The following is a 13,765-nucleotide window of genomic DNA, read 5'->3' on the forward strand; positions in this document are numbered from 1 at the left end:
AATGAAACGATGGATCATCCCTGCGGCGGCAATGCTACTCATCGGGCCGAGCTGGGCGGCCCAGCAGAGTGCGGTCCTCTCGGTGCCAGGGATGAACTGCCCGACCTGCCCAATCACCGTCAAATTGGCGTTGACCCGGATCGATGGGGTCATCGACGTCAAGTCCAACCTGCCCAAGCGGGAAACCACAGTGGTGTTTGACAGTGCCAAGGTGAAGGTTGAGGCCCTGACCAGTGCGACCAAGAACGCCGGATTCCCGTCCACTGTTGTGTCTGTAAACCCATGAGCGATGTCATCCTGACCTCTGTCTTCACCTGCCCCGAGTGCGGTCATATGAAGACCGAAGAGATGCCCACCGATGCCTGCCAATGGTTCTATGAGTGCGAAGGGTGCCACGCCGTCTTGCGCCCGAAGGCCGGTGACTGCTGTGTGTTCTGCTCGTACGGATCCGTTCCCTGCCCACCAATCCAGATCGGTGGTGAAGCTGGTTGCTGTAAACCCGCGGCTTGATCTCTTGCTAAGCTATCTGTGAGCGGCCCATGTCAAGATGGGATAACCGGACGCATACGCTTTTCGGATGAAAGCGTGCCGTGAAAACTCGGTCGCAACCAGCAGCTATCGCTGCGAAGCTGAAGCCTGGGAGCTCAAGGTCGGCTCAAGACTGGGGGCGGCCATCCGAGTCAGCGCTGTGAACGTCCGATCTGCGCCACGTCGCAGTCATTCGGATGCCGGTCTTCGACTTGGGCCACTTGCAGCCAACGATGCCGTGGCTAGACTGCCGCAATCGGCCAAGAGCGGACATCCCACAGTCAAAACGATGAGCAGACCCTTGGAAGTTGAGCGGGCCATCAGCGCTGCACTAGCTGACGGCAATTCAGTTGCTGAATCGTCGATTGGCTGGACAAAGGTCAAGGAGGTCGTGCACTTCCGGCGCCCCATGAATGAACGCGTACGTGTAGAGCTAGCTGCCTGCGGATTGCGGCATTGGTTTGCTCCGGGCACTCCGCATGATTCGCCTTCAGAAGGTTTCACGCACGATGCGAGCGGTATCGCGCTCTCGTTTCCGGCCCCTTCAGTTTGACCCTGGAGCGTGAGGTCCGCTGTGGGCCGAGGCTGTGTGGAAACGCGCTGATCGCATCCAAGCAATTGCGCCTGATGGCGGTTCTTCCGGTTTTGACCCGTCGTGCCGCGTATGGGCGTTTCTGTGAGGCTTCAGAGCCTTTGCAGGTGTCCCTGAGTGCACGAATGGAGGCAACAGGGCTTACGCCCTCACCAGTCGCATCGCTTTCATCATGTTCTCGAACCCGAGGATGGCGAGCAAGCGCTTGAGGTTATAGGCCAGCACAGTCAGGCTCACCTCCGTACCCACGCCGCTCAGTCGCCTTGTCAGGAAGTGGGTGTGACCCATCCAGTGTTTGAAGGTCCCGAATACATGTTCCACCGTGCGCCTGCGCACCCGCATGGCCTGCGGCATTCGGTCCAGGCGCCGCTGCGCCGCCTCCAGAACCGTCTCGTGCTCCCAACGGCTGATGCGCCTGTGAGCGCTGGGCGTGCATTGCGTCTTCATCGGGCATTGCGGGCACGCACTGCTCCAGTAGCGCCTGAGTTGCAGACCATTCTCCTCACGGGTAAAGCGGTAGATGGCCCGCTGACCTGCAGGGCACAGGTACTCGTCGTCCTTGGCGATGTAGATGAAGTCTGATCGGTCGAAGCGCCCAGCGGCTCTGGCGCCGGAGGTCGTGGGTTTGGGCAGGATCGCCGCTACACCCGCCTCGACACAAGCCTTGATCTGAGGCGCGCTGTAGTAACCGCGATCGGCAATGGCACGCAATCTCTTACGGTCCATTGCTTCGCGTGCGGCCTTGGCCATGGGCGCAAGTGCGTCGCGGTCGTGCCCGCGATTGGTCACCTCGTGCGCCACCACGAGGTGATGCTCGCTGTCGACGGCGACCTGTACGTTGTAGCCCACGATGCCCGAAGCGCGCGCGGTGGTGGCCATGGAGCGGGCATCGGGGTCGGTCATGGACAACTGGCCGTCGGGCTGCTCGCGCAGTTGATCACGCACCCCATCGAGCACGCGCATTTGCTGGCGCAGCAGTTCGATCTTTCCCTTGAGGCGCTGGGTCTTGGCTTCGAACTCGACCGGCTGTGTGCGATCGGCCGTGTCCAGTGCCACCAGGTAGCGGTGAATGCTGTCCTCGATCTGCTGCTGGCGCTTGTCGATCTTGCCGGCGGTGAAGTTTCTGTCGCGCGAGTTCACCGCTTTGAACTTGCTGCCGTCGATGGCGACCAGGGATTGGCCAAAGAGCTTGAGGTCACGGCAGAGTTCGACGAAGCGCCGGCAAACGTTGCGAATGCCTTGGCCGTTGTCGCGGCGGAAGTCGGCAATCGTCTTGAAGTCGGGCGCCAGCCGCTGCGTGAGCCACATCAGCTCCACGTTGCGCTGGCATTCACGCTCCAGGCGACGGCTGGACTGCACTCGATTGAGGTAGCCGTAGAGATAGACCTTGAGCAGCACCGCCGGGTGGTAGGCGGGGCGCCCTGTGGCTGCTGGCTCAGCGCCATCGAACCCCAGCGCTGCCAAGTCCAGCTCGCTCACGAATGCCTCGACCACGCGCACCGGATTGTCTTCGGCAATGAAGTCGTCCAGACACTCGGGCAGCAACGTCACCTGCTGGCGGTCCTGGCCTTCGATGAATCGGGGCATTGCGACTCCCGAAATTGCGATGCAGACACTCTAAGAGGATCTCAGCGAATGGCGCAGAGGGTTTTCACACAGCCTCGGCCCACAGCAGCCGGCGGTTAAACAGAAGACCGGTCATTCCCGCGGCGAAGGGCGACCCCAACGGCTGCAGCTTCCTTGAGACCAGGGCGCATGCGCGCTCGTTGACGTGAAACCCGTCGGCAGCGGCGAACCACGGCCTCTCGGTGGTAACGCTCGGAGTGGCACTGACCTGGCGCGTACGCGCCGCCGTCTTCAGAGGCGTCACCTTGGATGCCTTCGCCGAGTTTGTGCTTGGTCGGGCAGCTTGGTCGGCTGACCGTATCGGTGCCGTCCACGACGCCGGAAAGTGGTCTGCAGGGTCAGGACTCAGGTCGTCCAGCGCATCAGCGTCACGAGCAGCACCAAGACGCCCAGGCCGAGGTTGATCGAGACCCATGTGCGAATCTGCGCCAAGACCGCACCACCGGCGGCCCACTCGGACGCTGCCACGGCCCGGCCGAGCCGCTTGAAGAGCACGAAGCGGATGTGCATGAAGATCGCCACCATCGCGACGCCCACCGCCGCCATGACGGTCCAGGCCAGCGGCATCTCGAAGTTGCCCCCCGACTGCACCACCTGCTTGGCCACACGGCCCAGCATCCACACGCCGCTGGCCAGCGTCAGCAGCGCGGCCACAAGTACCGCTTGGAAGAAGCGGCCGAGCACATCGTGCATCAGCCGCAAGCGGACTGGCGCTTCGAGCTGGGCGACGGCCGGGCGCAGGAAGAAGTGCGCAAATGCCATGCCACCGATCCACAGGATGATGGCCAGCACATGAACCGTCTTGAGGGCAGCGTAGATCATTTCGAACTTCCGTTCAGATTCAAAACAAACCCAGGAGCCAGTCACTGCCCCAGGCCCATGCCATCAGCATGACGCCCGCAGTGACGCACATCGCCAGGGCCGCCATCGCCAGCCCCAGGACAACCGCAACACCATCGCGAAACACCAGCCCCAGTCCGATGAGCATCAGCGCCAGCGCCGGGAGCACGTTGCCGAAGGGGATGGGCATGACGACGATGAAAGCCATCAACCCAATCGCTGCGGCGGTCCATGACCGTCTCTCCGGGGATGCAAGATGGCTCAGCCGGGCCCTGGCAAGACGCCCAGCCACGCAATAGGCAGACGCAAGCATGCCCAGCACCCGCTGCGCCCAGGTGCGTGAGAGTTCGAGTTCAGCCACCCGCCGAGGAAGGCATGCAGAGGACTGACCCCGCCACATCGCCGCCGCCAGCGCGGCCATTCCCAGGCCAAGCACAGTGCCGACGCCAGGCACGGGAAGGAGACACGGGACTGCCATCAGCAGCAGCCAGGTGCCGTGCGCGGCAGGCCCGTGGGCTTGCGCCAGGGTTTGCATCGACACCCTCTCGGCAGGCAGGTTCGCGGCTGTTTCACGCAGCCGCTGCACGATGGATTCCGTCATGGGGCCTCGACGTCGTCCCGCAAGGCACGGCGGGGACTGAGCAGATTGTCCTGAATGCTCATCAACTCACTCACGGCACGCTGCTTGCCGCCGGACGGCGGATCACCACCACCACCAGCGTCACCACCGTCAGAGGAACGACGAAGCCAAGCATGACACCCGAGAACGCCTGCAGCGCGTCGTGCTGCTGCGCGGCCAGGATCAGGTAAGCCACGTAGGCGACGTAGTAACCGAGGAAGACGCCGCCTTCCCAGCGCGCAATCTCACGGCCTGTGATGAAGACCGGCAGGCACGCGAGCGCCACGGCCAGCATGACCCAAATGTCGAAGGCCAGCAGCGACGGCGCCATGGCCAGGCCGAGGTCACCCGACACCAGGCCCGACAGGCCCAGGCAGCCCAGAATGTTGAAGGTGTTGCTGCCGACGACGTTACCTACTGCGATGTCGCGCTCGCCCTTGATGGCAGCGGTGATGCTGGTGGCCACCTCGGGCATGCTGGTGCCCGCGGCGACGATGGTCAGGCCGATGATCAAGTCGCTCACGCCCATCGCCTTGGCGAAGTTCACCGAGGCCTGCACGAGGTATTCGGATCCGAACACCAGCGCCGCCAGGCCGGCACCGATCAGCAGCAGTTGGGCGGGCAGCCGGTCGTCCCAAGCACCCGCTTCGGCGGGTTTGATCTCGTGGGCGTACTCATCCTTGGCGGCCTGTGTCTCGCGCCGCGATTGCACGACGAGGAACGCCGTGTACGACACGAGCAGCACGAAGAGAATTCCACCGTCGAAGAACGACAGTCGGCCGTCCAACCCCAGCGCCAGCAACAGCAGGCTCGCGCCGATCATGATCGGCACTTCCTGGCGGATCAGTTGGATGTTGACCACCAGCGGCGCGATCAGCGCACTGATGCCCAGGATGAACAGCACATTGAAGATGTTGCTGCCCACCACGTTGCCGATGGCAATGTCGGTCTTGCCGTCGAGCACGGCACCGACACTCACCGCGACCTCGGGCGCGCTGGTGCCGAAGGCCACGATGGTGAGTCCTACGACGAGCGGGCTGATGCCGAACGACAGCGCCAGCTTGGACGCACCGCGGACGAGCACGTTGGCACCGATGACCAGCAGGATCAGGCCACCGAGAAAAATGAGTATGTTCATGATCTGGCACTGTAGCTGCAAGCGTTCGCCCACCGCAGGCTGCAACGCCACCTGGGCCACTCAGCGGTCGGCCTGAGAGCCAGTTCCGCAATCAGACCCGGGAGCGGCTGCGGCTGCGCTCGGCTCAGCATCGCGGGCTGGGCCTGCTCCGCCCCACGGGCCCTCACAAGACCCGACCCGCGTGCTGCAGTGGTGCCACGCCCAAGAAGCCTACCAGTCAAGCTGCCACTGGCTGGCGCGGCTGAGGACCTGAGCCGCCACCGCGGCGGCGCAACAGCGCGATGAGCAGGTGCAGCCCGGCGCCTAGCAGCACGAGCAGCACGCTGCCGATGCCCCAGATCACCCATGTCGCCACGGTCAAGCCACCCGCCAGCGCGGGTGCGGCCTGCAGCAGGCCGTCGACAAACGGCGCAAAGCCCGCCATCAGTTGGCTTGCCCACTGCGCGACTTCGGGCGGCACCCAGGGGGCCAGCCAATCCGGCACAGCGATGGTGCCGGCGCCTGATGCAGCCCCTGTGAGCGCGCCCGCGTTCGAAACCGTCCAGACGGCAACGGCATGCAGCGCCCAGGCAGCCAGCGACCACAGCGCCAGAAGTGCGACGACGGAGAACCAACTGAGGACGTAGAACATGACTGGACTTCCTATGGTATTCGAATGGCACAGAGTATCGGGACCAATGCGCTTCGCACAAACCAGATTCGCACGCACTTAAACTTCGGTTTTCCCGCACCGGAGGACACATGCTGAACTACCGACATCTCCACTACTTCTGGGTTGTCAGCAAGGAAGGCGGCTTCGCCCGTGCCGCCGAACGGCTGGACATGGCGGTGCAGACCATCAGCGCGCAGGTGCGCGAGCTGGAGAAGGCGCTGGGCCACCAGCTCCTCAAGCCCTCGGGCCGTGGCGTGGCCCTCACCGAAGCAGGTCAGGCTGCTTTTGCACGCGCCGAGGAGATTTTTCAGCTGGGCCAGGGCATCCCTGACGAGGTGCGCGAAGCGGCCAGCGGCAAGGTGGCCCGCCTGGCGGTTGGGTTCTCCGATGGCATCTCGAAGCTTGCAGCCCATGCGCTGCTGGAGCCCGTGTTGAGCACACCCAACCTTCGGTTGGTCTGCCACGAAGGAGAGTTCGAGCAGCTGCTGGGCGAACTGGCGCTGCATCACCTGGACCTGGTGCTGGCCGGTCAGGCCGCACCGCGCAACCCGAACCTGCGCCTCACCAGCGAGCGCCTCGTTGAGTCACCGGTCGAGTGGTATGGCCCGGCCCGGCTGGTCGGGAAGCCCGAGCGCGACCGGTTTCCGCAAAGCCTGAACGACTTGCCTGTTCTGCTGCCCACTGGGCACTCGGCCCTGCGCCCGACGCTGGACCACTGGTTCGAAACGCAGGGCCTGCGCCCTCGCATCGTAGGGGAGTTCGAGGACAGCGCCCTGCTGGCGGTGTTTGCGGCTCGCGGCCTGGGCGTGTTCCCGGTCAGCCGACTCGGAGCAGACGACGTCGGCCTGATGCGCGGCCTTCGGCTGCTGGGCAGTAGTGATGGCGTGAAGGAAGAGATCCACGCCATCCGGTCGCGGCGCGGCCAGCACCACCCCCTGGTGACGCAGGTGGTGGCCGCGGCGCGACTTTAGAGGTGTCCTGATCGACCTCGATCAGGCGGCGTGGCGATGGGCCACCTTCGTGGCGCTCGGCTCCTCGCCATCGTAGAGCTTCCAGTGGCGTCGAGCGGCCTCCACCACCAAGGTTTCGCCGTCGGCCAGATGGCCATCGGCGCGCGCCGCGGCCAGGGACAGGCGCATCACCTTCCTTTGCCGCGCCGGATCGGAGATCTCGGCCATCAATGACGCCAAGGCGCTGTCATCGACGTTGCCCATGAGCGATCCGGTCTCGTACCCACCCGCCAGGAGCTCTTCGCACAAGGTGTGAACGATGTGCGGCAGGAGCTGGGGCTCCAGCCCGAGTTCGCGCTCCGCGCCCAACTGCTTGAGGATGTTGAATTCGGAACTGCACACGTGACCGTCGGAGATGAGCACCAGCGCGACGATGCGCGCGGCGGCTTCTGGGCTGTTGTGGGGGTAGCTGCGCACGATGGGTCTCCGTTGAGATAGGTCAGTCTGAGGTGACAAGCTGAGTTTCAGAGTCAGTCGCCCCGGGCGGGATGCCGGCGTTCAGACTGGCGTGTACGACGCTCGGCCGGGATCGGGATGGGCACGAGCACTGGCGCTTGCTGTGGCACCCACTGCCTGAGGTCCTCCTTCAGCAAGCGCAGGCTCTGCTTGATCCGGGCAAGTACGAGGGACGCAAAGCGGAAGGAAGGCTTCATGGCGGGTGAGCTCGGAAGTGAGGACAGGCGGGAATATGCATCCTGTCCTGCTTCTGAAGAAGCGATACTTCCGAGCATCTAACTCAGGAAAATACGAACTCGCCGGAAGATGGAGCGCCCGTTGCAGAGCGGAACTCACGTCCGGTCCGGCCGGACCTCACTGACCTTGGCGAGCCGGAAAGCCCGGTCGTCGCCCTTGTAGTCCCACTGCTCGATCCGACAGCATCCCGGCGCCGCATCCGCGCCCCAGCGCAGCAGATTGACCGAGTTGGGCATGCCATCACGCACCCGGGACGACACGGCCGTGCCCGCCTGCACGACCCACAGCGAACGCGCCAGGCCTTGCAGCGGCATGACGTAGGGGAGGTGGATGTGACCGCCCATGACGAGGTCGGCACCGGCTTCAGCCCAAGGCTGCAGAGCGGCCGCATGCCCGCGCAGTCGGTTTGGCTCTTCCTCGGCACGCGTGACGGCTATGGGCTGGTGCACCACGACCACGCGCAGCTGCGCGGGGTCGGCATGCTCCACAAGTCGCGCGACACGGTCGATCTGCAGCGCGGATACCTCACCATCTTTGTGTCGCCAGGGTCGCGTGGTGTTGACGCACACCACCAGGAGTTCCGGGGAGCGGTGCACCGGCTCGAGGTCTATGCCGAACGCGGCGCTGTACCGCCCATACGGGCTGCGCAGGCGCGCCCACAGATCGAAGAGCGGGATGTCGTGGTTGCCTGGGACGGCCAGCACGGGAGCTCCCAGACGGTCCACGAACGAGCGTGCAGCCCGGAACTGGGCCGGACGCGCGCGCTGCGTGATGTCGCCCGACAGCACAACCACATCAGGACGCTGCTGGTGGGCCAGCGTGCCCAGGGCTTCGACGACCGCGCCCTGCTCGGTGCCGAAGTGCGTGTCGGAAATCTGCAGCAGGACGCTCAAGGCGCTGCCCCTTCGGCGCTGGATCGGGCGTCGACAACGGCAGCGTCGCGCTGTGGCATCAGCAGGTACAGTGGTTTGGCCAGCACCCGGAAGTCCAGCGGTGCGCGCATCATCGTCACTTCGCCATCGAAGGCCACCTTCACCCCGCTGCGGCCCTGCGGCAGCGTAGGCCGCACCACCAGGTGCTCGAACTCGAAGCGCTCGACGCCTGCGGCTTCACCCAGCCTGCCCATGGCGCCATGCAGCATCAGGCCGATCATCGACAGCGTTCCGATAGGCCGCAGCACGAGCGCGGCCATGCTGCCGTCGCCTGGCGTGCCGGCCAGGGTGTCATCGGGCTCGGCGCCGAACTGCTGCAGCTGCAGGCGGTTGTTGCCCACGAAGAGCGTCAAGGTCTGCATGTCGCGCACCTTGCCACCCATCTCGATGTGCAATCGCAAGCGGCGCTGCGCACGAAGCAAAGTCGCACAGGCTGCCACGAACGCCACCCAGCGGCTGCGACCGAAGCGGGCCTTGTAGGCTTCACGGTCTTCCAGCAGTTCAGGATAGAGCCCGAGACTGGCGTTGACCAGGAACACGCGGTCGTTGATGCCGGCCACTTGAACCGGCGCAGGCACCGAAAGCAGCAATTGGCGGACGGCATCGGCCGGGTCTGCGGGTATGCCGTGCGTGCGGGCAAAGTAGTTGAAGGCGCCCTGTGGCACCACGCCCATGGCGCAGCCCGCAGCGTGTGCAGCCTGTGCCACGGTGTTGAGCGTGCCGTCGCCACCGACGGCGACCACGGCCGTGCGGGTGGCGATCGCCCTCGTCGCCGCCTGGTGCGACACGCCAATCAACTCGGCGGGGCTGCAGAAGAGCAAGTCACCCCGCCGTCCACCCGCGCGCAGCGCGGCTTCGACGATTTCGCGCTTCGCCTCCGCGTCGCTGCTGCCCGCCGCCGCATTGACGATGAACTGCAGCGAAGACGTGGGGTCGATTTCCGGGAGAGCGGCCATGGCCCAAGGCGCGTTCAGGTCTTTTCCCGCGTCAAACGTTCTGCAAAAGAGATGCCGATGGCAGAGAGCACGAAGGTGAAGTGAATGACAGCCACCATCGTCACGATCTGGATATTCTCCAAAGTCAAATCGCCGCTCAGGTACGTCTTCAAGGCATGCACGCCTGAGATCGAGATGATGGCGAATGCAAGCTTCAACTTGAGGTTGTAGGTGTTGACGTGGTCCAGCCAGTCGGGCTTCTTCATGTCCTTCTTGTCGAAGTGCCCCGTGGTCACGAAGAGCGACACACCGGCGAGCGCGACCACCCACACCAACTGCGCCACCATCGTCATGTCCACCAGTTCGAGCACCTTGATGATCAGGTCGATCTTCTCGAGATCGCCGAACAGCAAGGTGCTCATCAGCTTGTAGGTTTCCAGCAGGAACTTTCCCAGAATGCCGAAGATGATCGCCACAAGACCCACATAGAAAAACAACATCGTGAATCTCATGCCGTAAAGCAGCGACCCGACCCGTGAAAGCAGCATTTCCATTCTTGTTTTCCTTGAAACAGAGCCGACAATTACGTCGAACAGCGAACCAGCCGAAGCTTCCTGCGCCACGCAGGCCAGCTCGCCCAGGCGACTGAAGCTGACCGAGGCGGACGATTTCAATCGTGGCGCAGCAGGTCACCGAAGACGGTGTGCTCGCCCTCCTTGCGATCGGCGCCAGGCGCGTCGTACAGCACGAGCCAGCGCGCCTTGCCGCCCGACAGCGCCGGCGGCAGGTCACAGATGGCTTCGGCACGGTTGGTGCCGCGACCATGTGGCAGGGGCACCGACTCGGTCAGCGCCGACTCGAAGCGCACCGGCTCGCGGTTCGCGGCCAGCAAGGGCCGGGCGGCGGGCCACTTGAAGACGCGGATGTCGCCGTTCAGCACCATCGTCGGGCCGGCCAGGATGTAGAGGTCGTCGCCGGAGAAGTGCAGGTCCCGCACGCCCAGGCCGTCGAGCTGCAGGAAGTGCTTGCGGATCAGCGTGCCGCTGTCGTCGAGGGGCGCCAGGCGCAGCTGGTCACCGCGGGTCTCGACCGCGACCTCGAGCAGCGCCGACCAACCGCGCAGCACCGGGCCGCGCAGGCCGAGCAGCAGCCGGCGGCCGTCCACGGCCAGGCCTTCGATGTCGAAGCCGTTGTCCTTTCCCGGGATGGCCAAATACGGTCCGAAGTGGGGGTCATCGGCGAGCGCACGGGTGAGCAGGTTCGTTTGCGCATCACCCTTCAGGCGCAGCGCCCGTCGGCCGTCCTTGGCCTGCCGTACCAGGCAGGGCTCGCCCTTGGCGTCAGGCTCGATGGGCAGGCAGGCCAGCAGGCGCCGATTGCCGTCGAGCGCCACCTTCGACAAGCGCTTGGCGTTGTCGGCGTGGTCCCGGTCCGGTTTGGCGTTCTTGCGCTTCAGGCCATGCGAGCCCACCAGCCACAGGTAACCGTCGGCCACGGCCATGCCTTCCAGATCGGCCTCTTCCCCGGCCGTGCCGGGCAGGTCCAGCAGATCGGCGAGCGGGAAGTCGCGCACCTCGCCGAAGCGCAAAGCCTCGCGCCCCACCGGGGCGAGCAGGCGCAGGCGGTCCAGGCCGCAGGCTTCGTCGCCCGCCACCCAGAGCCAGTCGCCGGTGAAGGCCGCGCCGGACAGATTCGATTGAACCAGGGAGTCAGGAGCGAACTCCAGACGGACGGCATTGGCGGTTCGAGCGTTGGGCATCTGGTGCTTCTCCAAAGGGTGACGGGCCAGCAGGCACGCGTGCTGCAATGCGTGCCGGCCTGAGCCGCCAAACCCCGAAGTCTGCGGCCGAAGCTCCTTCCTATGTTCAGGTTTATCCGATGTTCACGTTCTCGAAAGACTGCTTTTCCAGAACCGCCAGGCACCCCACATTCCGTCTGTCCCTCAACCGATGGAGATCCGTGATGCAAGTGCTCTTCAAGTCCCGCCATCCGCAAGCCACTGACTTGCGCGACCTGACCGAGCGCCGCGTGCGCTTCGTGCTGCGACGCCTGGGCTGGCTCGTGCCGCGCGCCGAGGTGCAGATGTCGGACGTGAACGGGCCGCGCGGCGGCATCGACAAGCGCTGCCAGGTGGAACTCCGGACCGATGGCGCCGGGTCGGTGGTCGTCGCCTCCGTGGCGAGCGACTGGCGCACGGCGCTGGACAACGCGCTGGCGCGTGCCGCGCGGTTCCTGATGCGCTTGTGGCGCCGGGGCAGTGACTCCCGTCGCATGCGCCAGCGCTTCATCGGTCACGAACGCTGAACTCGAACGACCTCAGGACTCGACTCCATGAACTCCATGACGCCCATCCCCTCGACCACTCGCCCGGAGACCGCGCATTCGGCGTCTATCGCCGCAGGCAACGCGACACCCACGGATGTCGTAGGTACGAGCCGTGTGCTGCGCAACACATACGCCTTGCTGTCGATGACGTTGCTGTTCAGCGCGGCCATCGCTGCTGCCAGCGTGACGTTCCAGCTGCCGGCGCCGGGCATCCTGCTGACCCTGGGCGGCTACTTCGGCCTGCTCTTTGCTGTCTACAAGTTCAAGAACAGCGGCTGGGCCTTGCCGGCTGTGTTTGCGCTGACGGGCTTCATGGGCTACTCCCTGGGGCCGGTGTTGGCCAAGTCGCTGGCACTGCCCGGCGGTGCACAGGTCGTGACGATGGCCCTGGCGGCCACGGGCGCCACCTTCCTGGCCTTGTCGGCCTGGGTCTTGACGACCCGTCGCGACTTCAGCTTCATGGGCGGCTTCCTGTTCGCCGGCATGGTCATCGCGCTGATTGCCGGCCTGGGCGCGGTGTTCCTGCAGGTTCCGGCGCTGGGCCTGGCCGTCGCCGCGATGGTGGCGCTGCTGTCGGCCGGCCTGATCCTGTACGAGACCAGTCGCATCGTCACCGGTGGCGAAACCAACTACGTGCTGGCCACCGTCGGGCTGTACGTCTCGATCTTCAACCTGTTCACGAGTCTGCTCAGCCTGTTCGGCTTCGGCAACTCGGATGAATGAACCCTCATCAGGAGCACCCCATGAAATGCCCCACCTGCACCGACACCGCACTCGTGATGAGCGACCGCCAGGGCGTCGAGATCGACTACTGCCCGCAATGCCGCGGCGTGTGGCTGGACCGCGGCGAACTCGACAAGCTGATCGAGCGCTCGGCGAGCCTGGCACCACCGGTCCCAGCCGGCAACGCGGCCGCCCGATCACAGCCCCAGTTCGCGGACTCCGATTACGAGCATGGTCGAGGCCAGCAGGGCGGCCGCAGGAAGTCCTGGCTAAGCAACATCTTCGACTGACCCGCGACCCACTGCACCCAAGGGAGACCCATGATGCGCAGTTATCCCGTGAACAGCCCGCAGGCCGCAGCCCGCATCGTCGCACTGACGGTGGTCGCCGATGGCGACATCGGCGACGCTGAGATCAAGTGGCTCGACCGCCTTGCCGTGCATGAGCAGTTGGGTCTGGCGCGGCATGAGTTGCACGCGCTGCTGGACACCTTCTGCGAGGATCTGCTGTCCAGCGACCAGTTGAAGTGGGCCGACGCCTGCCCGGTGGACGAGCGCACGCTGGCGGACCTGATGGGTGAAGTCCAGGACCCCGCGCTACGGCTGAAGTTGCTGCGCTTGTGTGTCGAGCTTGCAGAAGTCGACGCGCATGTTGACGACGGTGAATCGAGCGTTCTAATCGCCGCGGTCGAGCATTGGGGCTTGCACCGTGAGATGTTTCGGCCGTCGTCTCGGAACTGACCGGCTCGCCCTGCCTGATCAATCCGAGGTGTGGGTCTGTGGGCTTTCGGCGGGGCGTGTCGGAAGTGCCCCATGGCGTGCCCATGATCGGGTCGAGATCGATGTTGGCTGTCCGCTATGGAGACACAACGGCTATGTCTGCTGATGGCCGATTGCGGCAGTCTAGCTACGACCTCGCCTTCTGCAAGCGGTCCATCGTTGTCGCGGAGTTCTGAACGTCTGCAACGTGGCGCAGAACGAACGTTCGGCGCCCGCTCCCGGCAGACCGCAACCGCTGCAAAGTGGACCAACGCATCAGCGTTGCTGTCCAACCCGCAGGGCGCAGGATTCGGAGGATCTTCCTGGCACGGGACCGAGGGTCGCAACTGGACCTTGCGTGTGTTAGGCATGGCACAGCCAAGGCACAGCCAGG

General features: G+C 64.9%; 17 protein-coding genes. 7 read left to right on the forward strand and 10 right to left on the reverse strand.

Features of this window, described 5'->3' with window-relative positions:
* Window position 1: 1 nt before the first annotated feature.
* Together merP and WDZ95_RS14320 are read left to right on the forward strand one after the other, a co-directional pair.
* On the forward strand, window positions 2-286 hold the full coding sequence (gene merP, locus WDZ95_RS14315; RefSeq protein ID WP_079364967.1) for a mercury resistance system periplasmic binding protein MerP: 285 nt from the start codon (window positions 2-4) through the stop codon (window positions 284-286).
* Window positions 283-510, forward strand: a complete 228-nt coding sequence (locus WDZ95_RS14320) for a GDCCVxC domain-containing (seleno)protein (protein ID WP_079364968.1) — start codon at window positions 283-285, stop codon at window positions 508-510. Before merP ends, WDZ95_RS14320 begins: the two co-directional genes overlap by 4 nt.
* Window positions 511-1,261: 751 nt before the next feature.
* Here the strand turns inward: WDZ95_RS14320 and WDZ95_RS14325 are convergent.
* From WDZ95_RS14325 to WDZ95_RS14345, 5 genes are all read right to left on the reverse strand, one after another.
* Window positions 1,262-2,707 carry an IS1182 family transposase gene (locus tag WDZ95_RS14325; protein WP_166228619.1) on the reverse strand — a complete coding sequence of 482 codons (1,446 nt, stop codon included), beginning with the start codon at window positions 2,705-2,707 and terminating at the stop codon, window positions 1,262-1,264.
* A 384-nt stretch (window positions 2,708-3,091) separates the two neighbouring features.
* Window positions 3,092-3,568, reverse strand: coding sequence for a CopD family protein (locus tag WDZ95_RS14330; protein WP_011829311.1), 477 nt, complete (start codon window positions 3,566-3,568; stop codon window positions 3,092-3,094).
* Between the two features lie 19 nt (window positions 3,569-3,587).
* The gene (locus WDZ95_RS14335; protein WP_041929606.1) at window positions 3,588-4,187 is read right to left on the reverse strand and encodes an exopolysaccharide biosynthesis protein; all 600 of its coding nucleotides are present in this window, start codon (window positions 4,185-4,187) and stop codon (window positions 3,588-3,590) included.
* A 70-nt stretch (window positions 4,188-4,257) separates the two neighbouring features.
* Window positions 4,258-5,343, reverse strand: a complete 1,086-nt coding sequence (locus WDZ95_RS14340) for a calcium/sodium antiporter (protein WP_011829313.1) — start codon at window positions 5,341-5,343, stop codon at window positions 4,258-4,260.
* A 217-nt stretch (window positions 5,344-5,560) separates the two neighbouring features.
* Window positions 5,561-5,974 (reverse strand): hypothetical protein, encoded by a 414-nt coding sequence (locus WDZ95_RS14345; protein ID WP_011829314.1) that lies wholly within the window; start codon window positions 5,972-5,974, stop codon window positions 5,561-5,563.
* A gap of 110 nt (window positions 5,975-6,084) precedes the next feature.
* Here WDZ95_RS14345 and WDZ95_RS14350 point away from each other — a divergent pair, with 110 nt between their 5' ends.
* Window positions 6,085-6,966 carry a LysR family transcriptional regulator gene (locus WDZ95_RS14350; protein WP_011829315.1) on the forward strand — a complete coding sequence of 294 codons (882 nt, stop codon included), beginning with the start codon at window positions 6,085-6,087 and terminating at the stop codon, window positions 6,964-6,966.
* Between the two features lie 21 nt (window positions 6,967-6,987).
* Here WDZ95_RS14350 and WDZ95_RS14355 read toward each other — a convergent pair whose 3' ends face one another.
* From WDZ95_RS14355 to WDZ95_RS14375, 5 genes are all read right to left on the reverse strand, one after another.
* Window positions 6,988-7,422: a TerB family tellurite resistance protein gene (locus tag WDZ95_RS14355; RefSeq protein WP_166228621.1), complete on the reverse strand. Its 435-nt coding sequence runs from the start codon at window positions 7,420-7,422 to the stop codon at window positions 6,988-6,990.
* A 371-nt stretch (window positions 7,423-7,793) separates the two neighbouring features.
* Window positions 7,794-8,591: a metallophosphoesterase family protein gene (locus WDZ95_RS14360; RefSeq protein WP_011829318.1), complete on the reverse strand. Its 798-nt coding sequence runs from the start codon at window positions 8,589-8,591 to the stop codon at window positions 7,794-7,796.
* Window positions 8,588-9,586: a diacylglycerol/lipid kinase family protein gene (locus WDZ95_RS14365; protein ID WP_166228623.1), complete on the reverse strand. Its 999-nt coding sequence runs from the start codon at window positions 9,584-9,586 to the stop codon at window positions 8,588-8,590. The genes WDZ95_RS14360 and WDZ95_RS14365 overlap by 4 nt, the downstream gene beginning before the upstream one ends.
* Window positions 9,587-9,600: 14 nt before the next feature.
* Entirely contained in the window at window positions 9,601-10,239 is a 639-nt protein-coding gene (locus WDZ95_RS14370) for a YqhA family protein (protein ID WP_237706384.1), read from the reverse strand.
* Window positions 10,236-11,339, reverse strand: a complete 1,104-nt coding sequence (locus WDZ95_RS14375; RefSeq protein ID WP_205710662.1) for a DUF3616 domain-containing protein — start codon at window positions 11,337-11,339, stop codon at window positions 10,236-10,238. Before WDZ95_RS14375 ends, WDZ95_RS14370 begins: the two co-directional genes overlap by 4 nt.
* Before the next feature lie 188 nt (window positions 11,340-11,527).
* Here WDZ95_RS14375 and WDZ95_RS14380 point away from each other — a divergent pair, with 188 nt between their 5' ends.
* Genes WDZ95_RS14380 through WDZ95_RS14395 form a run of 4 tightly spaced genes read left to right on the forward strand, consistent with a single transcriptional unit; the run spans window position 11,528 to window position 13,353 of the window.
* Window positions 11,528-11,869, forward strand: coding sequence for a hypothetical protein (locus WDZ95_RS14380; RefSeq protein WP_041929608.1), 342 nt, complete (start codon window positions 11,528-11,530; stop codon window positions 11,867-11,869).
* Window positions 11,870-11,896: 27 nt separating this feature from the next.
* Entirely contained in the window at window positions 11,897-12,613 is a 717-nt protein-coding gene (locus WDZ95_RS14385; RefSeq protein WP_011829323.1) for a Bax inhibitor-1/YccA family protein, read from the forward strand.
* Between the two features lie 20 nt (window positions 12,614-12,633).
* Entirely contained in the window at window positions 12,634-12,903 is a 270-nt protein-coding gene (locus WDZ95_RS14390) for a zf-TFIIB domain-containing protein (protein WP_011829324.1), read from the forward strand.
* A gap of 30 nt (window positions 12,904-12,933) precedes the next feature.
* Entirely contained in the window at window positions 12,934-13,353 is a 420-nt protein-coding gene (locus tag WDZ95_RS14395) for a TerB family tellurite resistance protein (RefSeq protein ID WP_011829325.1), read from the forward strand.
* Window positions 13,354-13,765: the final 412 nt, after the last annotated feature.

It is taken from the genome of Hydrogenophaga sp. T2, assembly GCF_049843535.1.
Classification (GTDB): Bacteria; Pseudomonadota; Gammaproteobacteria; order Burkholderiales; family Burkholderiaceae_C; genus Hydrogenophaga; species Hydrogenophaga crocea.